Origin of the sequence: Paraburkholderia fungorum (assembly GCF_046026025.1) — a bacterium.
In the GTDB taxonomy this organism is placed as follows: domain Bacteria; phylum Pseudomonadota; class Gammaproteobacteria; order Burkholderiales; family Burkholderiaceae; genus Paraburkholderia; species Paraburkholderia fungorum_E.
This window is the reverse complement of record NZ_JAQQFL010000060.1, coordinates 1-25,249: the sequence shown is the minus strand read 5'-3', so window position 1 is coordinate 25,249 and position 25,249 is coordinate 1. Positions and strand designations below refer to the sequence as shown.

Below are 25,249 nucleotides of genomic sequence, written 5' to 3'. Positions count from 1 at the left end.
CGCCGTACAACGTCACGCTGCTCTGAGCGTGCGCGCCGAGGGCGACCAACCCAAGGGCTGAGGTTGCTAATGCCTTTTTCATTTCTGCTCCTCTGTAAAAAATCTTTTCTCTATCCCTAACACCAGTGATCGCCACGGTAGTCGAATGTGCGCGGAGCCTGGCCGACTGAGCATGCCAGTGCAATTGCGCAGCGGGCGGCGCACTGAGTCGTGCCTGGATTTGCGAACTAGCCAGAAGTGTCGTTCAAACGAAATCCGGCGTCTTTCGGGGTTTGTACGTATTTTGTACGATCTAGTTAGTTTTTTTGTTCTGATGTCGTCCCGGTCGGACTGGAGCGGCCGCTTTGATTCAGGCCGCGGCAAACTGGCCCGGCGCCGCGCCGGATCGACCGGAAGCCCGATGCGACGACGATCCGGCAAAGTACCGCCGGGCATGTTTACGCACGCTTCCCCCGGACGGCGGTTCAACACTGAACCGTGTCCTGTTCTCCCGTCCCTACAAAATAATAGGCAAATCCCGACACTGACATGACTTCAGAGACCGACACGCTTTGTCGTTTACCTAAGATAATCCGGTTGGTTAAACGGGGGGAACTTAGCGCTCGACATGCAGCATTCCAAGGCCGAACCGGACATCCATCTTTCAGGCGGAAGCGATATGGGTAATTTTTGGCGAACGATCAGATTCAAGCTCACTCTTGCGTTTGACGTGTACAGGACCATGATTGCTGCAATCGGAACTTTTCAAATATCCCATCATCGGGAATCGAATTCTGTCGTGACCGACTCCGGTTCCCGTCGCATCTATTCAATTTCGGACCTATCCAATTTTCCTTTCGGCATACTTAATATTTTCTTCAGTTTAAGGCGGCAACCGATACCGACGCGATGGCACTCGCTGCTGACAGCAGCGCCGCCGCAACACCGCTGCTCAGTCGCGTAGCTGAGGTCGACAGAGACCTGACGGGCGCACCGGGTCAGAATGCTGCGTTCAATGTGCGCCACACCAGACAACTCCGGGAAGGCAACAATTCGACGTTCGGGATTACCCACCGGACCAGAATCGCCATTCTCGACATGCGCATCATCGCTGCCATTGAGATATCGATTTACCTGCCGCGTGCAATCCAGAAACCGCCAGGCAAGACCATTGGCATGGCGAGCCATTCCGCGAACATGACGAAAACAGGCAACGGCCCGCTTCAGGCCATGCTCAAGAACATCGGCCGGACAGCGTAGTTCCATGCATGCGGCGTCACGCGCGAGGCAATGCCATCTTGCAGCAGCCATCACGGCCGGTTGCCGTAGCCAAGCTCAAACGAGCCACGCGCTTTCAACTTTCAATCGAAACAACTAATCACGTCAACCAGCAGTCCTGCTATTTCCCAACAAAACAAGGAGGTGTCTTATGAGTGAATCAGGCAAGCCAGAGTGCGGGTCCGAAGCAGATCAGCAAACAGACGTTCGCGTCGAAAATAATGGCAGGCGGCAATTCCTATTGGGAGTCGCGGCCGCAGCATTACTCTCTGGCTGCGGTGAGGGCGAGAACATTAGCGCCACACCATCGGCAATCAAATTGGCTGCCGCTGCCGCCGCTGGAGGCGCCGCTACGCAGCCGTCGTACACCTGGAACAACGTCAGAGTCGTCGCGGGCGGCTATGTCACCGGCCTCATCGCGCATCCGTGGGAAAGCGGGCTGCTCTACGCACGAACCGATATCGGAGGAGCTTATCGGTACGATGCGGCGACCAGTAGCTGGATTCCGCTGAACGACTGGACTCCGCCGTCCGACTCACACTGGATGGGCATCGAGAGCATCGCCACTGCCCCCACCGATCCAAACATGCTGTACATGGTTGTGGGTCTCTATACCGACTGGTGGGCGAGCAACGGGGCCGTGCTGGTGTCGTCGGACAGGGGCGCGAGTTTCACGGCGTCCCCGCTGAGCTTCCGCGTCGGCGGCAATAAGGACGGGCGCCAGGTCGGTGAGCGGCTGCAGGTGGACCCTGGCAATGCTTCGACCTTGTTCTATGGCACCTTCAACGATAGTTCACAACCAGACACCAACGGCCTGTGGAAGAGCGGTGATGCCGGAAGCACGTGGACCAGGGTCAATGGCTTCAATGCCCTCTCCAGTGACGGTACGGGGGCTGGCGTCGCGTTTGTTGCCTTCGACCCGCGTTCCGGTGGGAACGGCTTGCCAAGCCGCACTCTTTTTGCGGGCGTCTCGACTCAGACCGCGGCTTCGACCCTCTACCGCAGCGACGATGGCGGAGTGACCTGGACGCCTCTGGGCGGTGGTCCGGCCAGCCCCATGATGCCTCAGCGCGGCATGATCGGACCGGACCGCCACTTATACATCACGTACGGAAACGTCAAAGGTCCCAACAACATGACGGCCGGTCAGGTGTGGAAGTACAGCATCGATTCGAACAGTTGGCAGGACATTACGCCACCCAATCCGAACAATTACCCGTCCGGATTCAGCGGCTTGGCGCTCGATCCGTGGAATCAGGGTGTCGCGATTGTCATGACAATGGATCATTGGTGGCCATCCGACACCATGTACCGCACGACTGATGGCGGCCAGACCTGGACTGACGTAGGCGCAAAGGCCGTTCGGGACGCCAGCCTGTCGCCCTGGCTGGCGGGCGGTCAGCAGCAGGCCTCCTTCGGCAACTGGGCGCAAGCGTTGATCGATCCCGCCAATGTCGACCACGCGCTTTACACCTTTGGCGGCGGCATCTGGAGCACGTCCAACCTGACCGACGCGGACCGTGGCCTGCCGACCCGTTGGAGCGTCGGTTCCAACGGTATCGAGGAAACAGCTGCGTTGGCACTGGTCTCGCCAACAGCGGGCGCGCCGCTTATCAGCGGCCTGGGAGACGTCGGCGGTTTTGTCCATACAAGCCTGACCTCGGCTCCGCTGGAACAGGCCGCGAACATCGGCGGCGGAAACGGCACGGGAGTGGATTTCGCAAAGAATATTCCGTCGACGATCGTCCTCGTCGGGACCGGAGTGGGCAGCAATAACGCGTTCGGCGCAACCTCTCAGGACGGCGGTACTAGCTGGACACCTTTCACAAGCGGGGCTGGCTCGTCCATGGGGTCCGGTACGGTGGCAATCTCCGCCGACGGCCGCACAATCGCGTGGGCGCCGGCTGACGTCGCACCCGTCTATTCCACCGACAATGGGGCGAGCTGGAAGACGTGCTCGACGCAATGGCCACAAGTCCCGCTTCCGGTCGGTGCGCAGATGCTGTCAGACGGTTTCAGCAACAACCTGCTTTACGCCTGGGATGCGTCCAGCGGCACCTTCTACAGCAGTGGCGATCAGGCGGCGACGTGGGCGATCGCCGCCCAAGGACTGCCGACCGGTGCAAAAGCCTCCACGGTGACCGGCATCCAGGGCCAGGTCTGGCTGGCGACATCATCAGGCCTTTATCACAGCAACAGCTCGGGCTGGACTTGGGAAACATTCCAACCGGGTACCGTGACCTCGGCCATCTCCGTGGGATTCGGCAAGGCGGCAGCGGGGGCCAGTTATCCAGCCATCTATCTGGCAGGGACAGTGAACGGTGTTACGGCATTGTTCCGCTCTACTGACTTTGGTGTGACCTGGATCCAGATCAATGACACGCAGCATCAGTGGGGAGGCTACTCCCTGGTTGTGGGCGATCCAAGGACCTTCGGTACCGTCTATGTGGCACCGAACAGCGGTCGCGGCATCCTCTACGGTTCTTCATTGACCTGATTCCGCGATCACCTCACTTGCCGCCACCGGCAAGTGAGGTGGATGTCCGGGCATGAATCACCTCCGTCGTGATCACGTGGGTGCTCCAGCATCGGCGACCTTGAACACCGACACCGCTTCCTTCAGCCTGATCGCCTGTTCTTCAAGCGATTGAGCAGTCGCTGCTGCCTGTTGCACCAGCGCTGCATTCTGCTGCGTCACCTCGTCCATCTGCCCTACCGCCTGATTTACCTGCTCAATGCCACGGCTCTGTTCTTCAGAAGCGGTGGCAATTTCTCCCACAATATCTGAAACATGCTTGATGGCCTGCTTGACCTGCACCATGGTGGCCTCCACTTCTGCCGCCTGTTTTGAGCCCTCCTGAATAACGGCCACGGACGAGCCGATCAAGTCTTTGATTTCCTTCGCGGCCGTGGCAGAACGCTGAGCCAGACTGCGTACCTCACTGGCGACTACCGCAAACCCGCGTCCCTGCTCTCCGGCACGGGCAGCTTCAACCGCTGCGTTCAGCGCAAGAATATTCGTCTGGAAGGCAATCCCCTCAATCACGCCGGTGATTTCGGAAATCTTGCTTGAGCTATCGTTGATTTTTCCGATTGTTCCGACCATGGCCTGAACTGCGTCGTTGCCTGAATCGGCCATGTCGGTGGCCTTTGTCGCCAGTACGTTCGCCTGCAGGGCATTGTCCGCATTCTGTTTTACCGTTTCGGTCAACTGCGTCATGCTGGCGGCAGTTTGCTCGAGAGACGCAGCCTGTTCTTCCGTGCGAGCCGACAGGTCCGTGTTGCCCGATGCGATCTCGCTTGAACCGATTGCAATACCGGCCACCGCACTTCGAACCTGTCCCATCAACCTGACAAGGCCGCATTGCATCTCACCCATAGACGCAAGCACACTTCCTGGATGTGCAAGCTGTGCACCGAGAACCGGGCTCAGATCGCCACCCGCCACGCGTTTTGTGGTTTCGCCCAACTCGGAAGGCTCGGCACCGAGACCGCGCATCAGACTTCTGTTAATCAATACCCCGGCTATGACGGCCGCACCAACGGCCGCAAGAAAGGTCGCGATCGCCAGGCCTTGCTGAGTGGCATAGCGTTCGGCTGACTCTCGCTGCTCCTGTGATGCGCGTACCTGTGTGTATTCTGAAAATTTAGTAGTCGCATTGATCAAAGCGGCAAGGAGGGGTCTGCACTGATCATTCATCTTCGTGATTGCATCCTCGCGTTTGCCAGTCAAAGCGAGATTAAAGATATCCAGTGCCACTGGCCCATAAGCCGCTTCAACGCGGTCTAACTCGGCTACCAAACTACGTTCCGTGTCGTCGGCGTCGCTCGCATTGGCAACCATCTCATTGAGACTACGGAGTCTGGTCTCGACATCCTCGTGCGCCGCGGTTACGGCGGCCTTCTCGAGATCCAGATCCGCCGGCTTCGTCACGAGTACCAGATTTCGAGCGGCAATCGCACGTCGGTCAACGGCGGTTCTAACCCGTTCGACCTTGTCGGCGCGAGCGCTGATTCCCGAAATATACTTTGAGAATCGTTCGTTGGAATCGCCAAGCGCTTTCAGCGCCAGGCCCGACACGATGATGACCATCAATATAAGCATCCCAAAACCAGCTGAGAGTTTTGCCTTGATCGATCTAATCTTTAGGTTCACCTTAGTTCTCACAAAAAACCAGAATTCCCAGCCGCGAGAATAGTCGCGCCTGGGTTTGGGTGCATGCTGAGCGAGGCGCCGCGTTTTAAGGCGGACGGTGGGGAGACAGTCAAGAATGACAGTGCCTACACCGTCTGTTTACGGCTTATCCGAACGCTTCATAAGGGCTATATATGTGGGGAAATTCCGAAATTCTGGTCAGAATAGCCTGACAATTCATTACATTGCCGGTGATTGCCTCCACATTACCAACCTCGTGGCAGTGGCCACTCTCCCCGCTTCGCGGACGGCGCTGCGATCCACACCTTGGCAGGTACGGCCAAACTGAATAGCTTTCGTCCAGAGATCTGCTTGCGCCACGTCATGACCTGGATCACCGAGTATCCCGCCAATCGTGTTATCGAACTGTCGTCATTAGTCATTGCCGATCTCATCCACACCGACGCCGCCTGATGTCGGCGCGCCGTATTGAACCACTCGATATCCACATGCTGTCAAGAATGGTCGTGATCGGACAGTTATGGTGAATATTGGGTAGGGGTTTTCTGATTTATTTGTAGGCAAATCTCACATAAATCTGAAAATGCGCACTCGCGTGTGATCTGATCAACAAGAAAACCTCGAAAATCCCCCATTTTCAAGGGTTACATGCTTGCCCAAGCCAAATTCTATTGCAGACACAGTAACAGTGCTTTTTTCGGCGCCACCTCGAGGACATGCCTCTGTAACAAAGACTCAGCAGTATGCGGGTGCCGTTTGATGTGATCGAATCATATAAATAGAGTACTTGATACCAATATCATCGAAAGCATCGAAAATCTGAGAATTTTTAAAAATATCGAAAATAATTTTGCTCGGAACGAGCGACCTGCTCGGGTGAGAAATGTGGTTTCCAGATTTCGTCTTCGTTTCCCCTCAAATGCTGGTCGGCCCGGGTGAACTGCGACGGCTTAGTCATATGTGTTTTGGGCGGCCAAAAACCTAGCGGAGGGAAATGTGTCAACGAAAAATCGAAATAGTCAGCAGCGGGTGGAATTGGACGATCTGGCTTCTGTTCCTGAAATTAAACGCAGACAACTGCTTCGCATGATGCTTGCGTCGTCAGCTGCCGGTATTTCAGGCGTGCTTGGCGGATGTGGAGGTGGCGGAGTTTCTTCGGATACGCCGTCCAACTCAGGCTCTCCGCGCACGAGTGCTTCCCCGGGCACCGCCAATGTGCCGGGTGCGGGCATTGTGCCGGGTACGGGTAATGCGCCGGGCACAGGCCCTACCCCGCACTTGGTGTCATCGTTTACTCTGGCTACCTTGCCTGATACCCAGTTTTATCCCAGGTACGCCTCCGAGAAGATGGGGGAGTTGTATCAAAAGAACTATCCGTCCATTAATCCACAGTACGACAATCCGTTCAAAACGCAAACTCAATGGATTGCGCAGCATGCGAATGCGCTGAAGCTTGCATTCACCGCCCACCTTGGAGATGTTGTCGATCAGTCCTGGTACTACAGCTCGGAGGCTTCTTCGCCTTGGGCATCCAGTACGGATCTGGTAAGCAATGGTCAATTGAGCAACGGTGCGATCACGAAGGAGTGGGAGCTGGCCAGTCAGGCGATGCAGGTTCTCGAAAAAGCGAAATGCAATTATTCGATTTGCGCGGGCAATCACGACGTCGGTGCAATCGGGACATCAATGCAATGGGGACCGGACTGGGGCGTCGGAGTAACAGGGTTTGACAACACGGATGGATATCAGGATGGCGGATCTCACCGGCAAGGTTTGCTGGAGCCATTCCTGCAGGTATTCCCTCCCGCGCGAGCGCAGCAGCAGGCGACCTTTATGGGGCGCCACAGCTCCGGTTTTCACGAATACCACCTCTTTGTGGCGGAGGGAAATCAGATTCTCGTACTGTCCATGTCATGGCGCGCTTCAGACGACGCCATCTCGTGGGCCAATTGGGTCATCGGAAAAAATCCAGGCGTTCCGGCCATTCTGATTAGCCATCAACTCGCAGGCATAGGCACAGACGGCGTCACAGCGGCGGATACTGCATATTCCAACTACCTGTGGGACCATTTGATTAATAACAACGATCAGATTTTCATGGCTGTTTCCGGCCATTATCACGGCTCCTGCCAGATGACGAAGAAGAACGCCGCCGGAAACGACGTGATTATTATGGTGGTTGACTATCAGATGGCCTATATGGGTGGAAATGGCCTGATGAGACTATACGAGTTCGATCTGACGAATAACAAGATCATCGCCAGCTCGTTTTCTCCATGGGTACCACTTAAGCCGGAATCCAGCTTGAATGAGTTTGATTCAGCGTGGTTAACTGCGGATAACCAGAATTTTTCGATTGATCTAGATTTTTCCAGGCGCTTTGCTGGTTTCAATCCCGGGTTCAAGGCTGCGGCCGGATCGGTATCGGGGAGTCTGACCGACGTCGCAAAAGGATTGATTCTGGCGAATTATAATAATCCTCCGCAAGCACCCGGCAAGCCCGCCTCCGGCCCGAACGATTATCCTGTGGTAGCGAACACGTTGGCGCATTGGCGCTTCTACAACAGTTCGGCCGCTGACGGGGCGGCGCTTTCTCCCTATCAGCCCGGCTTCCAGCTCAAGGATGTTTCCGTCCCAGGCGACACTTCCGTCGGTGCCAATCCAATTTCGCTGAACACGTGGATGGGAGGGCAGCCCGGAGATCTGGTCTGGTCAACGGATCATCACCCCCTTTCTTCTGCGCCAGGTAGTCTGCAATTCAAAAACTCCACGCAGACCAGAGCGTCGTATTTCACAACCGATTCGAATTCCCCACTCAATGTTCAAACCTTTGGGAGCGGCTATACCATCGAAGCGTTCGTGAAAATCGATCCGGCCTGGACCGCTCAGAACAACTCATGGATGGGGATTCTCTATCGTCTTGGCGCAAGAAGTGCTGCCACCAACGTCACTTGGGCGAGCGGCGTCGATCAGGGCGATACCATGATGATGTTCGCCTTTTCAAACCTGATGGAATTTCAATGGGAGGTCGTCCCAACAGACAACAACATCAACCTCGCGTGTTGGTCGGGCGGCGTCTCCGCGGGACAATGGCTGCACGTCGCAATAGTGAACGACGGGAAGGGAAACACGACGATGTACGTGGAAGGGGCGCCCATTCTGCGAAACAACAGCGGAATGGACGGCATCAGATTCGTTGCGAGCAATCAGCAAATGGCCGTCGGCGCTTCTCAGTACGGCGGCAGTATGGGGAATGGATTCTTCGGCAGCATCGGCGAGATTCGGATCGTGGGCATGCCGTTGCAATCGAACCAATGGCTGACCGCCCGCGCCTCATAGCGTAAAAATCGCTCGCGCAACGGGTTGATTGGCTTGAGCGGAGCGCGCCAAAAGAATCGACGGACGGCGTGCTTCGCTAAAAGCCGTAGAGCTTCGACGGGTTGCTCACAAACACCCGTTGTTGCCAATCCGGCCGTCCAATCCAGTTCGCGAAGAGGTCCAGCAGAAGCGCATCGTCGGGCTTCGAAGACTTCTCGGTCGGATGCGGCCAGTCAGTACCCCAGAGCATCCGCTCCGGCGCCATACCGATCAATGCCCTGGCAACGGGCGCTATATCGTCATAGGCAGGCGCTGAAATTCGCGCGGCCAGCGGAGCGAGCATGTCGAGCGTCGTCGAGCCAGGATAACCGCGTGGTCGTTCCTCAAGCTGGGCATTGTAGTGACGCTGCCGGCGCTGGCGGCAGCGTTGGCGGCAGCGTTGACTGCAGTCGCTTCTGGAGCGACCTGGTAGCGGTCTTGCGTCAGCAGGCGAACAGGCACAGATCGCGTGCCACACTGTGCCTGTTCCAGAATGGTGATGAACGAAGCGGATTCGCCGAGGCGGCCTCCCGATTGTCGGTCGAAAAATGTACTCCCAACCTACGCTGGCCGGGAGGACCGTAAAGACGGGTTACTTACGCCCTACTGTTAGAACCTGGAGCGACGATATCACTCGCGGAGACTACGGCGTTCCTTCCATTCCCTTTGGCCGCGTAAAGCGCCAGATCCGCTGATTTTGTCAATTCATCCAGTGACGACGGACGTGAGCGTCGCGCAGTCGCGCTCCCAATACTCACCGTGAAATGTGGAACTGCCCCGAAGGGGCCATGCCGCCCATGCTCGACTTCGAGGCGTATTGCCTCAGCAATCTGAACTGCTCCCGTTTCGTCGGTGTCGGGCAACACGGCAACGAATTCTTCCCCGCCGTAACGCGCGGCGAGATCGCCCCGTCGGCGCGTGTGCCGGTTGATACAGTCGGCGAGGCGTTTCAGTGCAATATCGCCTTGGGCGTGGCCGTGCCTGTCGTTGTATTGCTTGAAGTTATCGGCGTCGATGAACAGTAGCGACAGGAATCCATCGCTGCGTTGAAGTCTTCCCCACTCGTTTTCGAGCACCTCGTCGAGCGCCCGGCGGTTTTTGAGTCCTGTGAGCGAGTCGGTCTGCGTGAGCTCAGTCAGAAGCACCTGAACCTTCGCGTGGTCCCGCAGTGCAAACGCAAGCAGCCAGACCACCGTGCAGAACGCAAGGCTGACAGACGAGGCTGAGACTCCGACGATCCATGCCAGTCGCTTCCAGGAGGCCAGTACATCGCCTTGCGCAGGCGCGACGACGGCAATGAGTGGCGTCCCGGGAATACGCTGGAAAGTATAGAGACGAAAAACCCCGTCCACGATCGAGCGAGCAGCATAGAACCCGGAATCATGGTTCACCATGCGGGGAAACATCGGCGACCGGCCCAGACTGACCAGCCCGGCTTGTCCGACGGGGGGATTTCTGGCCACCAGGGTGCCGTCCGCACGTACGATCGCAGTGATACCGTTGGGTCCCACGTCCAGTTTTGCGAGAAGTTGCCGGAAATATTCAACGTCAATAGCAACGATCGCGACCCCGCCGAATGACCCGTCGGGCCGGTTTATCCTCCTCGTCATCGCAATTGACTGAGCGCCCGGCCGCGACCGTGCACGATAGACTGACGACACATACAGGCCAACGTTCGCCGACTGGCGATGGGCTGTGAAATAGTCCCGGTCGCTGAAATCCCAGGTATGGGAACTGGAACAGCAACCGTCGATCAGACGACCCCGGTCATCGGTGACCCCCATGCCGGTGACGTATTCTGCAGCTGTCCGGTCAAACAGCAATTCATGACGCAGGCCCGGGTCCAGCGTCTGGACGGCCCGCTTGTCCAGCGCAGCGATCAAAGCGCGAAGCGAATTGTCTGACGTTTCGATTGTCCGTGCGATGTTGCTGACAAGAACGGCAGTGACATTTCTGGATGTTTCATGAACATGTTCGACAGCGGCGTCACGAGCAGCCAGAAGTGTGACCAGGCTGATCACCATCACGCCTAAAGCCATCAGACTTCCTAGCGCACCGACGATCAAGGGATGTCGGCCTGCGAAAACAGCCAGTTTTCCGGTAGTAATGGAAACAGACACGGTGACGTTCTGGTAAGCACACTCAGTCCAAACGTCGTCGTCCCGCAGCCGCAGCGAGATCGTCAACTCGGTGTAATCGGTCCTGCGGCAAAGGAATGCCCGAATGTACTGGATAGCCGACGTCCGGGTTTACGGCAAAACCGGCGAAAAGTGAAGGTATCGACTTTTACGCTACATCGTATTGTCGTAGCGCGACGCAGACCAGGGCCGCGGGCCCTGATCTGCTTTTGCCTCACTCGCGAAAAATCAGAACCGGTGCCGAATACCGGCAATCACCAGTTCCTGCGTTGCTTTCCCGCCGTCGACGTACGCATCCGAAATCACCGCCTGTGCCGGCCCCAAGCCATTGCTTCCCGACGCATGCCCGTAGCTCATTGTGCCGTACAGGTCCGTGCGCTTGCTAAGCACATAGTCCACCGCAAGCGTGACCTGCTGATACGTGGCGGACGAATCGCCGTGCGACTTCAGGAAGTTGTAACCCGTTTCGAGTTGCAGTGCGGGCGTAGCCTGCCAGCCCACAAATGCGGACGCATTGTTGTAGCGCTCGGCGGACCGGAAGGTCGAATTGCCGTCTGCAAGATACTCGGCATAGCTGTAGTACCCGCCCAGCGTGACCGGCCCCACCACGTAGCTCGCACCCGCACGTGCGATGTTAATCGCGCTTGCCGTGGCGTATGCATTGTTGACCGGCGAAAGAAAGATGCTGTCGGCGCTGCTCGTGCCGCGCGTCGATAGCGCTGCATTGCCGTTGTCGGCATGCGAATACCCGGCGGCGAGCGTCAATGGCCCTTTGCCGTAGCTGACTGCCGCGTTGTATGCCTGCCCGGATCCCACCGAACCGGCAACACCGCCAAACCCATACATTGCGGCTGCCTGCAGTCCTCCCCACGACGGACTCGTCCATTTGACCGCATTGCTGTTGCGCACCGAGCCGTCCGCGTTATCCACGTCGCCGGGCGCGGTGAAGTATTCGAGGAAGTTGTCGCCTTGAACCGCCAGAACGAAATCCTGCAGCGTATCCTGCTGACGCCCTATCGTCACCGTACCGAATTGCCCCGCCAGCCCGACATAGGCCTTGCGACCGAACAGCAGCCCGGAACTCATCTTGCCAGTGTTGACGTTAAAGCCGTTCTGCAAGTTGAACAGCGCACTCAGACCGCCGCCCAGATCTTCGGTGCCTCGCATACCCCATTGGCTGACGGACATTTGCCCGGACTGCAGCTTGATCTGGTTGCTCGCGCCGCCCGTGTTATGCGTGTACTGGATTGATTCGTCGATGATCCCGTAAAGCGTCACTGAGCTTTGCGCAAATGACGTACTGCATATACCCGCGGCACACAAAGTGGCCGCCGTTATTGTCCATTTCATTGCTTTGCTCTCCCGTCGATGCATGGTTAAAAAATATTTACGGAGGGTAGTGCCGTCTCGCTGTCTCGTCATGACAATTAATTTGCATGACTAATTGTTATGATGAAATCAATTTCGATCAAACTTCCACTGCAGATCGCTCACGAAAAATCGATGACAAACGCCCTCGCACACGGGCGTCGCTGTTCTACAACTGTTGCAGCCCGCGCGCCCGATGCCGGAACAGGCAGATCAGTTCGCTCGCCACATGCGCGGCGGCCAGCGCGGTGATGTCTGCGTGATCGTACGCAGGAGCGACCTCCACCACGTCCGCACCGACCATGTCGAACGATGTCAATCCGCGAATGATCGACAGCGCCTGGGCAGTCGACAGACCTCCGGGCACTGGCGTGCCGGTGCCCGGCGCAAATGCCGGATCCAGACCGTCGACATCGAAGGTGAAATAAGCCGGCCGGTCGCCGACGATTTCGGCAATCTTCGCGATCGTCGCCTTCACACCGTTTTCATGTACCCACGGAGCGTCGAGAATAGGGATGCCCATGAAATCGTCGTTCCATGTGCGTATACCGATTTGCACCGAGTGCTGCACATCGATCAACCCTTCTTTGACAGCCTTGTAGAACATCGAACCGTGATTGAGGCTGTCAGGCTGATCGTCGGGCCATGTATCGCAATGCGCATCGAAATGAATCAGCGACAACGGCCTGCCGTATTTCTCCGCGTGAGCGACCAGCAACGGGTAGCTGATGTAGTGGTCGCCGCCCAGTGTCAGCATCCTGGCGCCGGCATCGAGTATCGTGCGCGCATGTGCGACGATCGTTTCCTTGATGGTCGAAGGGTTGTGCACGTCGAGCCAGCAGTCACCATAGTCGATCACCGCATAGTCGTCGAACGGATTGATTCCCCACGGATACGGCAGCAATACGCCTAGCTGGCTGCTCGCGGCGCGTATCGCGCGCGGCCCGAGCCGCGCACCGGGACGGTTGGTCGTTGCAATGTCGAGCGGCACGCCGGTAACGGCGAGATCGACGTCAGTCAAATCTTTGGTGTACAGGCGCCGCATGAACGACACGACACCGGCATAGGTATTTTCTTTCGACGAGCCATAAGGCGTTTCACGCCGAATCGCGCCGTCGCCGCGCAAAACCTGTTGCTTTTCCATAGTGCGGGTCCGTTTTTCCCTGTGGCGCCGCCCGACGCGGCACGTATCAGATACCGAGTGCGCAACCATCTTTGCGATGGTCTGACGCACCGATCAACGAGCCTGCATCCCAATCGATCCTGATCGCCTGTGCGCCACCGATCGCCCAGTTCGGCGCAACGAGCTCAAAGCCGCGCCGCGTGAGCTCGTCGCGCACCGCTGCAGGCAATGTGCGCTCCGCTTCGACCAGATTGGTGCCCGGCCTTGGGAACAGGCGCGGGAGGTCCATCGCCGTTTGCATATCGAGGCCGTAGTCCAGCACCTTCGACAGAAAATGCGCGTGCCCCATCGCCTGATAGTGGCCGCCCATCACACCGAATGTCATCTGTACCTTGCCGTCTCGAGAGACCATGCCAGGAATGATTGTGTGCATCGGTCTTGCGTGCGGCGCGATCGCGTTCGGATGCCCTTCTTCGACTGTAAAGCTCTGCCCACGGTTGTGCAGCATCACGCCGGTTTCCGGCGTCATGATGCCGCTGCCGAATGGATGAAACAGCGAGTTGATGAAGCTCGCGCAGTTGCGATCCTTATCGACCACGCAGATGTAGACGGTGTCCTTGTGCTCCGCCGGCTTCGTCTGTGGCGCGCTGTCCAGTGCATGCTGTGTGCCGATGCGCGCGCGCAATGCGCGTATCGATTCATCGGACAGCAGTTGATCGACGTCCATGAGTTGGCCGCGCGGGTCGCAGAGAGACGCGTCGCGAATCGCATACGCAATGCGTGTCGCCTCGAGCTCGCGCTGCAAGCGATCGGCACCGAGCGGATCGTCGTTCGCATCGAACCCTTCGAGAATCTTGAGGATCAATAGCGCGATGATGCCTTGGCCATTCGGCGGGCACTCGTGCACGTCGTAGCCCCGAAAGCTGGCCTTGATCGGTTTCACATATTCGCCGTGAAATTGCGCGAAATCGTCGATCGTATGCAGCCCACCCATGCCGCGTAAGCACGCGACAATGTCTGCGGCGATGTACCCTTCGTAAAACACCCGTGCACCAGCTTCAGCAATAGCCTCCAGCGAACGGGCGAGCAACGGCTGCCGGTGCACGCTTCCCGCAAGAGGCGCCTGGCCGTCGACCAGCATGCCCGCGCGGCTGGTTTTGTCCAGCGACAGCAGTTGTGCCTGATGCGCCCAGTCCGACGCAGCGCGAGGCGCTACCGCATAGCCGTCGCGCGCGAGTTTGATTGCGGACGCGAACAGTTGCTTGAGCGGCAGCGAGCCGTGATCGCGTGCCAGCGTCGCCCATGCGTCGACCGCGCCGGGAACCGTCACTGCGTGTGGCGAATGACGGTCAATCGCCGTCACACCCAGCGAGCGCAACGCGGCCACGCTGGCCGCCGCCGGTGCCCAGCCGGAACCGTTGAAACCGACGATATCGTCCGAGCCCCGGCGCGAATAGAGCGCAAAGCAATCGCCACCAATGCCTGTCGAGCCCGGCTCGACGACGCACTGCACCGCGCAGGCGGCAATCGCGGCATCCATCGCGTTGCCGCCCGCTTCAAGAATCCTGACGGCGGCGAGTGTAGACGCGGGATGCGACGTCGCCGCCATACCGTCCGTGGACATCACGAGCGAGCGTCCAGGCTGTTCAAAGTCTCTCATTTCCGTTCTCCCGCTCAGCGGTTTGCCAATGACTTGCGCCATGCGAGCGTATCGTCCAACGCCTTTTCAGACGCGTCGAACAACTGGTCGATCTGATCGTGCGTGATGATCAGCGGTGGGCACAAGTTGAACGCATCACCGAGCGCGCGCGTGATCACGCCATGCGTCAGTGCGCGTGTGCCGGCATGAGCCGCCACGGCCTCGGAGGGTGAAAACGGCTCCCTGGTCTCCTTGTTCGCGACCAGTTCGACCGCGCCAAGCAGGCCGGCGCCGCGTGCTTCGCCGACCAGCGGATGCTTGCCGAGTTCGGCCAGGCGCCCCTGGAAATGTGGCGTAACGATCCTGACGTGCTCGAGAATGCCGTCCTCTTCGTAGATGCGCAGCGTCTCCAGCGCAACGGCAGCGCATACTGGATGGCCGCTATACGTAAAGCCATGGCCGAAGGTGCCGATCTTTTCGCTTTCGGAAACGAGCCCACGGTAGATCTCGTCACTGACCATCAGCGCGGAAATCGGCAGGTAGCCGGCGGAAAGCTGCTTCGCCATCACGATCATGTCGGGGCGCATGCCGTATGTTTGCGAGCCGAACATGTTGCCCGTGCGCCCGAAGCCGCAGATCACCTCGTCGGCAACCAGCAAGATGTCGTATCGCTTCAGCACCGCCTGGATCTTTTCCATATAGGTGGCCGGCGGGACGATTACGCCGCCGGACGCCATGATCGGCTCTGCAAAGAACGCCGCAATCGTATCGGCGCCTTCTTTCAGAATCAGTTGTTCGAGCGACTCGGCACAGCGTGTCGCGAACTGTTCTTCCGATTCGCCCGGATTCGCATAGCGGTAGTAGTGAGGACAGTCCGTGTGCAGAATTCGATCGATCGGCAAATCGAAGTCGCGATGGTTGTTCTGCAAACCCGTCAGGCTGGCCGATGCGATCGTCACGCCGTGATAGGCGCGTATGCGCGAAATGATCTTCTTCTTGTTCGGCCGCCCGAGCGCATTGTTGTAATACCAGATGAGCTTGACCGCGGTGTCGTTTGCTTCGGAGCCGGAGTTCGCAAAAAACACCTTGGACATCGGTACCGGCGCTATCGCGATCAGCTTCTCTGCCAATAGAATTGCCGGCTCTGACGACTTGTGCCCAAATGCGTGATAGAACGGCAGTTTTCTCATCTGCCTGTCCGCCGCATCGGCGAGCCTCGACTCGCTAAAGCCGAGCGATGCGCAGAAGAGGCCACTCAATCCTTCGATATAGCGCTTTCCTTCCGTGTCATAGACATAGATGCCTTCACCGCGGTCGATCACCATCGGCCCGACTTCCCGATGCAGGCTCAAATTCGTGTAAGGGTGAAGATAATGATTAATGTCGCTCTGTTTCAGATTTTGCATTGGAACCGTCCTTGAATCATCTTTTGCATGAATGCTCGTTCGATTGCTTCGCGTTATGTCCAGCGCAGCCGCGTTACTTCATTGCCCCGCAGAGGAACTTCTGGAGGCGCTCGCTTCTCGGCGTTTTCAGTACTTCGCGTGGATGCCCCTCTTCCTCGACGACGCCTTGATGCAGGAAAACGACGTGATTCGATACCTCGCGCGCGAAGCCCATTTCGTGTGTCACCACGATCATCGTGCGTCCCTCTTCAGCAAGATCGCGCATCACTTTCAGCACATCGCCGACCAGTTCGGGATCGAGCGCCGACGTCGGCTCGTCGAACAGCAACGCTTCCGGTTCCATGGCGAGCGCACGCGCAATCGCGACGCGCTGCTGCTGGCCGCCGGAAAGATGCGCCGGATACGCATCCTTGAAGCGGGACATGCCGACCTGTTCGAGGTAACGCTGTGCACGCTCGACAGCCTCCGTCCTGGTGAGCTTCAGCACGTGCCGCGGCGCTTCGACGACGTTCTCCAGCACTGTCATATGCGCCCACAGATTGAAGTGCTGAAACACCATCGCAAGCTTGGTGCGCATCTTGCGCAACTGAACCGGGTCAGAAACCCGTATCTGCCCGCCCTTGTCGACAGACGTTCTGACCTCGGCGCCATTCAACGTCACGCGCCCCGCTGAAGGCGATTCCAGAAAGTTGATACAGCGCAGCAGCGTGCTCTTGCCCGAACCGGACGACCCGATCATGCTGATCACGTCTCCACGTTTCGCGACCAGCGAAACGCCCTTCAGCACTTCGTTTTCGCCATATCGTTTATGGAGATTCTCGACAGTTAATGCATTCATGTGACGTCGCTTTAGCCTCTGGCAAGTTTGGCAAAATTCTGCGGCCGCAGATGCATGAGATATCTGCGTTCGGTAAGGCGGATCAGAAGCGTGAAGATTGCGGTAAGCCCGAAATAGACGGTGCCCACCGAGATGAACGCTTCGAACGGTGCGTAGTAGTTCGCATAGAAATCCCGCGCGGCGCCGGTCAGATCGACCAGCGTGATCGCACTGACAAGCGACGTGCCGTGCAGCATCAGGATGATCTCGTTGCTATATGCCGGAATAAATCGACGCAACGCTGAAGGCAGAAGAATCCGCCGCCATGCGATAAGCCGGCTCATGCCATAAGCCTGTGCAGCCTCGATCTCTCCGTACGGCGTTGCCCTCAGTGCGCCGGCGAGAATTTCTGTGGTGTAGGCGCAGGTATTGGCGGTCAGCGCGATCATTGCGCAGCTGAACGGATCGCGAAGCAGCAATAGAACCGGATTGCCGCGCTGCCATGCATCCTGCACCCACGAGAATTGTCCGAAACCGTAATAGACGATCATCAGTTGCGCCAGCAGCGGTGTGCCGCGCATGAACCATGTATATGCCGCCACCGGGCCGCTGCACAGCCGGTTGGGGGACACCCTCAATGCCGCGAGTGGAATCGCCAATAGCAGGCCGAGACCAAGTGAATACACTGTCAGCTGGACGGTTACCCAAAGGCCGCTTGCATAGGCTGTCAATAGCGGGGCAAGTTCGTCGTAACTCATGAGTGGAGCCTCACTTCGCGCACACCGCGATTCAGTTGCACGCGTGCACGCGCGAGGCAAGCGGTCGAACAGGAAGTCACCAGCAGATAGACCACACACGCAGCGAGATAAAAAGTCATCGGCGCCTGCGTCGTGCGGCCGGCCTGGTCCGCGATGAACATGACGTCGTGCAGACCGATCAGCGATGCGATCGCCGTTGTCTTGAGCAGCACGAGCCAGTTGTTGACGGCCGCTGGTAAAGCAAGACGTACCATCTGCGGAAACAGAATGCGGCGGAATGCAAGCCAACTGGAAAACCCATACGCGCGGGCAGCCTCCATCTGGCCACGCGGAACGCCCAGTATCGCGCCACGGAAAGTCTCGGTGTAGTAGGCGCCGAAAATGAAACCGATCGTGAACACGGCTGTCACGAAGGCGTCGACGTCCGGCGCATGGAAGCCGAGCGCAGCCGAGATGCGGTTGAGGATGATCTGGCCGCCGTAAAACACCAGCAGCATCATGACGAACTCCGGCACGCCGCGGATCAGCGTCGTGTAAGCGGTGGCAAGCGACACCAGCGCGCGTGAATTCGACAGCTTGGCCATCGCACCTGCCATGCCCACGCATACGGCAAACACGACCGACGAAATGGCAAGCACGAGCGTGAGCTCCGCGCCTCTTATCAGCGCGGGCAAATATTGCTGCAGTTCTGACATGGCAATCCCTTTGGACCTTCCTCAGGCACTTCGCATGAAACGCAGGCGGCAGTCACGGTACTGCCGCCTGTAAGCCCGTATCAGTAGATGTCGAAATTGAAGTACTTCTTCTCGATCGACTGATACGTGCCCTTTGCGCGAATGGCTTCGATCGCCTGGTTGAATTGCAGCCGTAGATCGTCGTCGGTCTTACGGACCGGAATGCCATAGCCTTCGCCAAGCAACGTCTTCTGCTCGGGCGTGGTGCCGGTAATCGCCTCGCCGACGAACTTGTAGTTGGCGCCTTCAGGCTTCGTCAGAAACGCGGAGTACGCTGCGGTCGCATCCTGCAAGGCGGCGTCGATCCGCCCTGAACGCAGGTCGAGGAACACTTCGTCCTGCGTCGGGTAGCGCACCAGTTGAACGCCGGCGGGCACCCAGTAGGCATTTGCGTATTTGTCCGCGAGCGTGCCACGCTGCACGCCGACGCGCTTGCCCTTCAGTTCCGCCGGTGTTGCATCCTTGATCGCGCTGTTTTTCGCCACCACGAGCCGGCGTGGCGTGTTGTAGTACTTCTCGGTGAACGCGACCTTCTGCTTGCGCTCGGCGGTGATTGCTACCGATGCGACGATCGCATCGATCTTCTCGGCCTGCAGCGCTGGAATCAGACCGTCCCAGCTGATTTGCACCAGTGTGCAATTCGCATGCATCTGCGCGCATAGCGCGTGAATCATGTCGATATCGAAGCCAACCGGCGTGCCGTCAGGTTGAATCGACGAGAACGGCGGATAAGCGCCCTCGTAGCCGATCCGGATGTCTTTCCACTCTTTCGCGTTGGCGTTCATCGCACCCAATGCGAAGGCCACGAGCAGCAGAAACTTCTTGATGCCTCGATTCATGTCGATACTCCAGAAAAGGAACTCGTAGAAATTGACAGACGATTAATTTATTTATGTACGTAGTAGACCTGATTTATTCAGATGGCGAAATTCAGACCGCGAACATGTGCTTAGCTGCTCGCCGTCATCCAGTCGCGCAGTGCGGGCACGGTGGCTTCGATGTGTTCCCGCACGGCCGCTTCGAGCATCAGCGGGTCGCCGGCCTTGACCGCGGCAATGATAGTCATGTGATCGTCGCGAGACGTCGTCGGTTTGTCGGCAAGCTCCACCCATAGCCGCATATGCGGCTCCACCACCGTATGCAGCCCGCTAACCTGGGCAATGAGCCGCTGCCGACCGCACAATTGGCAAAGGTATTCATGGAAATTACGGTGAGCAGTGACCCACTGCTGCACGTCCTGCTCAAGGCTTTCCATCACGTCGATCAGCCGCGTCAATTCCGCGACGTGCTTCGACGTGATCTTCGGCAGGGCCATGCGTGCGGCAAGTCCTTCGAGCGCGCCGCGCATGCAGAACACCTCTTCCATCTCATTCGCGTCGAGTCCGCGCACAATCGCGCCCCGATTGGGCCGGATAACGACCAGCCCTTCACTCGCCAGCCTGCGGAACGCTTCGCGCACCGGCATGCGGCTCGTGTTGATTTCCGCGGCGATGTCCTCGGGAATGAGCCGGTCGCCGGCTTTGCAAATGCCCATCCGGATGCGGTAAAGGACGTAGGCGTAGGCCTCTTCTTCCGCCGTGGCAGGAAAACGGGTATGCAGCGAATGTGCGTCAATGTCCATGTTCAGCGGGCCGGCAGTATCGATAAAACGTTCAGTAATCAACGGCGCAAACTTCGCTGCGCTAGAGCTTGTCAGGCAGTGCACTGGGTGAGCGGATGCCGTACGCACCCTCGCACAAAGTTTGCATCGACTATCGAATCGAGATTTGAAATCTATTTGTAATAGTGGATATTTGTATCTACGGATGCAATATAGCCGATCAAAAAAGATGTCACTTAATCGTTAACCCTGAGGAAATTTGAGTAGGTTGATCGACCTGACAGCATCGGGCAAAGCGATACCGCCGGATAGGACGTGAGGCGTGTAACTTCATGGAGGTCGACGGAGGGGCCTGCGGCTACACACGTCACAGCACATCTGGCTTGAACGTTCAGGCGCGCAGTTCAGCGACAACCTCGCAGAGGGCGTCACGATGGTAAGGAGGGCTGGTGCCGAGATGGGCGGGATTGGAGAAAGCAACCTCCGGTATGCCGACGCGGAAAAATGCTTCGATGCGAGGCATGTTCCCTCCCCGCACATCAACTGTCATGCGCGGGATGCGGTCGTTCGAGGCCAGCGGCGGCAAACCTGCTTGCCTCAGCTGGATGAACATGCGTCCAACCGCCGTGTGCACGTCGACCACTCTACTTCTTTCTGCCCTTTGCAGTTGAGCGCCCAGAAGAGGTCGGCTTTGCTGCAGCGACTGGCGTCGGCGCGGTACGCTCATGCCTTTCGACATACTGGGTCGCGAGTCCGTCGTACGCCCCTGACTCGGACAATGCTGAAGCGATTTCTTTCAGCGTCGCAATCACAATCCGGATTGCCGGTGTCATCGTCCCCTGGCTTGCACTGGCGAGCGTCACGAAGCGAGTGATGTTTGGTTTGATGATTTTTGCCGCGCGCAGGCGGCCGGAGCGCACGTCGGGGGCGATGGCCCATGGTCCGAGGACAGCATACCCTCGACCACTGGCCGCAACCTCTCGCTGGACGGCAAGCGAGTCAGCTTCCAGTACAGTCCGAAGCTCAATGCCGGCCCGTCGAGCCTCGTCATCCATCAGATTTCGCAGGCGGTTGGGACGTCCTGGCAAGATCAGTGGCAAACCCTCAAGACGCCGAAATTCGACCGTTTCCCGCTGCAGCACAGGCGAGTCTGGTGCGCCTACAAGATAGGTTTCGATTGTAGCGAGCGTCGCGAGCCGCTCCGTCGTCATGGAGCGCTCTGCATGGAAAAGGATAGCGAGGTCCACGCGTCCGCTATCCAGCCACGTCTCAACTTCACCCAACTGACTCTCGCGAACATTCAGACGAATGTCCGGATAGGCCGAATTGATGCGCTCGCATAGCGCGGTCATCAGCGGGTGGGCAGTCGACGGCAAGATACCGATTCGTACTTCACCAAACGGTGCGCCCGACGAGGTGCGTATGTCGTTGAAGAGCTGGTCAGTGTCCGCAATCCAGGCGCGGACCCTCGGGATAATCCGCTCCCCGAACCCGGTCAACTTCACACCGCGTCCAGTCCGCTCGAACAGACGGCCCCCGCATTCGCGCTCAAACTCGGCAATCTGCCGGCTGACGTTGGACTGGACGGTCTGCCGGTGCGCGGCTACCCGACTGATGCTTCCCAGCTCCGCCACCTCGATAAATAGCTTGAAGGCTTCCCGTTCCATCGCTGTCTCCACCCATCTCTTTTCAAGCATATCTGAAATCACGTCAATGCGTCTATCGGCATGAATTTTCATTGAATAGACTGCTTGAAATGATGACGAAATTGCTGCCTCCAGCGTTAATACCGCACGCGCCCTCATCGTAGGTCAGCTCGACCTTCAGGCCGCGAATACCAAACCGAATTCCCCGTCCCGAGAGTGTTCCCAACGCTCCCGGCGGGCAACGCTGTGCCACACAGATACTTAAAGGAGACACCACAGATGAGAATCGAACGGAGCGTGCGCGTTATTGGCCGCAGATTGGCGCCAGGTTACCTCGCAGTTGCATCCCTTTCCATCTGGACTGGCTTGGTCCATGCTCAGGCATCCTCACCGGACCTTGCTGCGCCGATTCAACTGTATGGTCTGGTGGGCACATACGTCGCCCAATCAAAGGTAAGTGGCGTGCCGCAAGGTAGCGTCGTGCTTGGCGGTGGTGGCCTGACGACGTCATTCTGGGGGCTGCGCGGGAGAGAAGATCTCGGCGGTGGATACGCGGCTATCTTCACTCTCGAAAGCTTCTTCCGGCCAAACACCGGCCAGATGGGAAGAAACGCTACGGACGGATTATTCTCGCGCAATGCTTATGTGGGTTTCACAACACCGTACGGCATCTTCCGGTTTGGCGAGCAGACAACGCGCACCTACCTCAATCAGATTTTGCTAAACCCGTTCGGTTCTTCGGTTGTGTTCTCCCCTCTGGTCGTCCAGTCGTACACGACGGCGTACAACAACACGGTTGTGGGCGACACGGTCTGGTCCAACGTCGCAAGTTACGAGACCGCAGCGTATATGGGCCTCACCGGCACCGTGCAGTACGGCGTCAGCGGAACAACAGGACAACAGGGGAAAGATAACCTCGGCTTGAACCTCAACTACGAGAACGGCCCGCTGCAGATTGCCCTGTCCGCACAGCGAGTCCGCGTGGCGGTTAGTGTGCCGAACGTGCAGCAGTATCTCTACCTCGCTGGCGCCACGTACAACGCCAATTTCGCCAAGTTCTACGCGGCCGTGCAGACGACCAATACCACGACGACGGAGGTCGGCTCTCATACATACGAGCTTGGCCTCTCGATTCCCGCTACGCACGCCTCCGCCGTGCTCGTCGAGTGGGCGATGACGAGGCGGTCTGCACCGAAAGACCAGAACTCGATTCGAAACACGGCATCGATCGGCTACGACTATTACCTCTCGAAACGGACCGACGTCTACACCGTCTACTCCTACGACAAGCTAAGCGCAAAACCCTCCGGAAGCTCGTACGGCGTAGGCATGAGACACACTTTCTAAAACCTGTCCTGAGTTCCTTCACCGTGCCGGCATGAACTGAGAAGCTCGTGTCGGCCGTTTTGCTTTTGGCCCCGCCAACTTCGCCTTACAAGCGAGCCACCGGTCTCACACGGCACGCTAATTTTTCCTTTCCGAGCCCAACAAAAAGACATCGCCGCACATCGTAACAACGTGCGGCGATGGTTCAAGAACTCATGTTGCGAGGCGAACTCCATTCGGTGCTCACCACTCCGCAAGGGTCCATCAAGGCGAGATTTCTTCGAGTGCGCGGTTGGTCGTCTCAATCATTGCCCGAGACGCCAGCAACCCTGCAATCGTCGTAGCAGCGAACATCAGGAATACCGCCGAAATCCCGTGCCCCGAAAGCACGACTCCGACGATCGCCGGCGCAGCGGCGGAGGCGGCCCGCAGCCATGACGTCGCAAGTCCGGTTCCGATCGCGCGCATCCTTGTGGGATAGATTTCAGGCGTGTACAGGTAGAGCATGACTGTCGTCGTTCCCATCACCGCGTACGCCGATGAGCCCAGCAACATCACCGACCATGGGCTACCCTTTGCGACCGTGGCGAGTATCAGAAGCAACACGCCGCTGATCACGAAAGTGGCCATCGCCCAACGGCGGCGTCCCGTACGGTCGACCAGGAAGGCACAGAGCAACACCGCGCAAGCACTGAGCACGTTCGATAGCGAAGCCATGCGCAACGATTCTTGCAGAGGCAGGTGATACACGGTGTGATAAAGGCTCGGTAGCCAGTTGTTGATGCCATTGGCCACGAAGTAAGAACTGGCCCACAGTACCCACACGACCAACGTGCGACCGCGATAGGCCTGCGAGAACAATTCTTTCCATGACGCCTTGTTCCGCGACTGGCTCGCGTCGCGAATCTTTGAAAGCCGCCGCTCTACTTCGACCCAATCCTGCTCAACGTCCAGATTTCGGCGCGTTGTGCTGGCCTCAATCTTTTCGATGACGCGCTCGGCCTCGTCGTACCGGCCCTTCGAGATGAGCCAGCGAGGCGACTCTGACAGGCGGGCGATGAAAAACGTGACGATAAGACCCGGAATTGCGCCAACCAGGAACATACACTCCCAACCGTAGCGCGGGACGACGAATGCTCCAACCTGCGCTGCGCCGAGCAGCCCCAACGGGAAAATGAGCTCGTAGAGAAGGAAAAAGCGGCCGCGCCCCTGCGCCTGAGACAGCTCGCTGATATAGGTGGCTGCGACAGGCACCTCGCCACCAACGCCGATACCCTGGAGAAAACGAGCAAGAAAGAGAAGCTGGAAATTCCCCGTGAGCGCGCAGGCAATGCCCATGATCGACATAACGCCCACCGTTATCGTCGCACTCGGCACCCGACCGAATCGCTCGGCGATCCAGCCAAAGGTTAGCGCTCCGACAAACTGCCCCAAATACCCGGCAGCGATGAGAACGCCAATCTGCAGCGGCGAGAGATGCCACAGCCCGATTAGAACTGGCAAGGCGAAAGCGAGCGAGAGTGCATCGAACGCATCGAAGAATGTGGCACTGCCCATAGTGATACGGGCCTTCGTGTGCCACCGGCTAAATGGAACGTTCTCGATGCGGAAAAGCAACTGTGCAGCGCGTGCTACAGGTTCAGACTTATGACTTGCCATGTGGTCGAAACTGACCACGGCGCTTGCCAGTATCTTGCTCATTGTGTCTCCATCCAGTCCATCGAAGGCGGGGTCTGCTCCGGCCCGCTTCCTGGTGTTTATCGCGGCGCTCCCAGTACTTCGTACTGGGTACTGTACGTCGAGACAGTTCCCATCATGTGACTATAGTTTTCTTGTTATCACATGAAGCAGCAGGCGAAGCTTTATGCCTCGCAGTGGGGGGGGGGGGGGGGGGGGGGGGGGGGGGGGGGGGCGCGCGCCCCCC

18 protein-coding genes and 1 pseudogene are annotated in these 25,249 nt (G+C 58.1%); 4 read left to right on the top strand and 15 right to left on the bottom strand.

The window, feature by feature from the left end:
• Positions 1–888 precede the first annotated feature (888 nt).
• Entirely contained in the window at positions 889–1,239 is a 351-nt protein-coding gene (locus PQR67_RS37310) for a hypothetical protein (protein ID WP_408467797.1), read from the top strand.
• Between the two features lie 169 nt (positions 1,240–1,408).
• Positions 1,409–3,754, top strand: a complete 2,346-nt coding sequence (locus PQR67_RS37305; protein WP_408467796.1) for a WD40/YVTN/BNR-like repeat-containing protein — start codon at positions 1,409–1,411, stop codon at positions 3,752–3,754.
• 72 nt (positions 3,755–3,826) lie between these two features.
• Here PQR67_RS37305 and PQR67_RS37300 read toward each other — a convergent pair whose 3' ends face one another.
• Positions 3,827–5,413, bottom strand: coding sequence for a methyl-accepting chemotaxis protein (locus PQR67_RS37300; RefSeq protein ID WP_408467795.1), 1,587 nt, complete (start codon positions 5,411–5,413; stop codon positions 3,827–3,829).
• Between the two features lie 996 nt (positions 5,414–6,409).
• Between PQR67_RS37300 and PQR67_RS37295 the strand changes: the two genes are divergently transcribed.
• Positions 6,410–8,752, top strand: a complete 2,343-nt coding sequence (locus tag PQR67_RS37295) for a LamG-like jellyroll fold domain-containing protein (protein WP_408467794.1) — start codon at positions 6,410–6,412, stop codon at positions 8,750–8,752.
• Positions 8,753–8,828: 76 nt separating this feature from the next.
• Here the strand turns inward: PQR67_RS37295 and PQR67_RS37290 are convergent.
• The 13 genes and pseudogenes from PQR67_RS37290 to PQR67_RS37230 all read right to left on the bottom strand — a co-directional run.
• A pseudogene (locus PQR67_RS37290) lies at positions 8,829–9,047 on the bottom strand (amidohydrolase family protein); the annotation flags it as partial.
• Positions 9,048–9,366: 319 nt separating this feature from the next.
• Positions 9,367–10,809 (bottom strand): GGDEF domain-containing protein, encoded by a 1,443-nt coding sequence (locus PQR67_RS37285; RefSeq protein WP_408467798.1) that lies wholly within the window; start codon positions 10,807–10,809, stop codon positions 9,367–9,369.
• Between the two features lie 327 nt (positions 10,810–11,136).
• Positions 11,137–12,258 carry a porin gene (locus tag PQR67_RS37280; protein ID WP_408467793.1) on the bottom strand — a complete coding sequence of 374 codons (1,122 nt, stop codon included), beginning with the start codon at positions 12,256–12,258 and terminating at the stop codon, positions 11,137–11,139.
• A gap of 187 nt (positions 12,259–12,445) precedes the next feature.
• Positions 12,446–13,420, bottom strand: a complete 975-nt coding sequence (gene speB, locus PQR67_RS37275) for an agmatinase (protein ID WP_408467792.1) — start codon at positions 13,418–13,420, stop codon at positions 12,446–12,448.
• 46 nt (positions 13,421–13,466) lie between these two features.
• The gene (locus PQR67_RS37270; protein ID WP_408467791.1) at positions 13,467–15,059 is read right to left on the bottom strand and encodes a gamma-glutamyltransferase family protein; all 1,593 of its coding nucleotides are present in this window, start codon (positions 15,057–15,059) and stop codon (positions 13,467–13,469) included.
• 14 nt (positions 15,060–15,073) lie between these two features.
• The gene (locus PQR67_RS37265; RefSeq protein WP_408467790.1) at positions 15,074–16,444 is read right to left on the bottom strand and encodes an aspartate aminotransferase family protein; all 1,371 of its coding nucleotides are present in this window, start codon (positions 16,442–16,444) and stop codon (positions 15,074–15,076) included.
• A 73-nt stretch (positions 16,445–16,517) separates the two neighbouring features.
• Entirely contained in the window at positions 16,518–17,282 is a 765-nt protein-coding gene (locus PQR67_RS37260) for an ABC transporter ATP-binding protein (RefSeq protein WP_408467789.1), read from the bottom strand.
• An 11-nt stretch (positions 17,283–17,293) separates the two neighbouring features.
• On the bottom strand, positions 17,294–18,019 hold the full coding sequence (locus PQR67_RS37255; protein WP_408467788.1) for an ABC transporter permease: 726 nt from the start codon (positions 18,017–18,019) through the stop codon (positions 17,294–17,296).
• Positions 18,016–18,714, bottom strand: a complete 699-nt coding sequence (locus tag PQR67_RS37250) for an ABC transporter permease (protein WP_408467787.1) — start codon at positions 18,712–18,714, stop codon at positions 18,016–18,018. Before PQR67_RS37250 ends, PQR67_RS37255 begins: the two co-directional genes overlap by 4 nt.
• An 80-nt stretch (positions 18,715–18,794) precedes the next feature.
• Complete coding sequence (locus tag PQR67_RS37245) at positions 18,795–19,592, bottom strand: ABC transporter substrate-binding protein (RefSeq protein WP_408467786.1); 798 nt, start codon at positions 19,590–19,592, stop codon at positions 18,795–18,797.
• Between the two features lie 110 nt (positions 19,593–19,702).
• Complete coding sequence (locus PQR67_RS37240; protein WP_408467785.1) at positions 19,703–20,374, bottom strand: GntR family transcriptional regulator; 672 nt, start codon at positions 20,372–20,374, stop codon at positions 19,703–19,705.
• 370 nt (positions 20,375–20,744) lie between these two features.
• Positions 20,745–20,966 (bottom strand): hypothetical protein, encoded by a 222-nt coding sequence (locus PQR67_RS37235; RefSeq protein WP_408467784.1) that lies wholly within the window; start codon positions 20,964–20,966, stop codon positions 20,745–20,747.
• 31 nt (positions 20,967–20,997) lie between these two features.
• Positions 20,998–22,092 carry a LysR family transcriptional regulator gene (locus PQR67_RS37230; protein WP_408467783.1) on the bottom strand — a complete coding sequence of 365 codons (1,095 nt, stop codon included), beginning with the start codon at positions 22,090–22,092 and terminating at the stop codon, positions 20,998–21,000.
• Between the two features lie 186 nt (positions 22,093–22,278).
• Here PQR67_RS37230 and PQR67_RS37225 point away from each other — a divergent pair, with 186 nt between their 5' ends.
• Complete coding sequence (locus tag PQR67_RS37225) at positions 22,279–23,346, top strand: porin (protein ID WP_408467782.1); 1,068 nt, start codon at positions 22,279–22,281, stop codon at positions 23,344–23,346.
• A gap of 243 nt (positions 23,347–23,589) precedes the next feature.
• Here PQR67_RS37225 and PQR67_RS37220 read toward each other — a convergent pair whose 3' ends face one another.
• Complete coding sequence (locus PQR67_RS37220) at positions 23,590–25,026, bottom strand: MFS transporter (RefSeq protein WP_408467781.1); 1,437 nt, start codon at positions 25,024–25,026, stop codon at positions 23,590–23,592.
• Between the last annotated feature and the right edge of the window lie 223 nt (positions 25,027–25,249).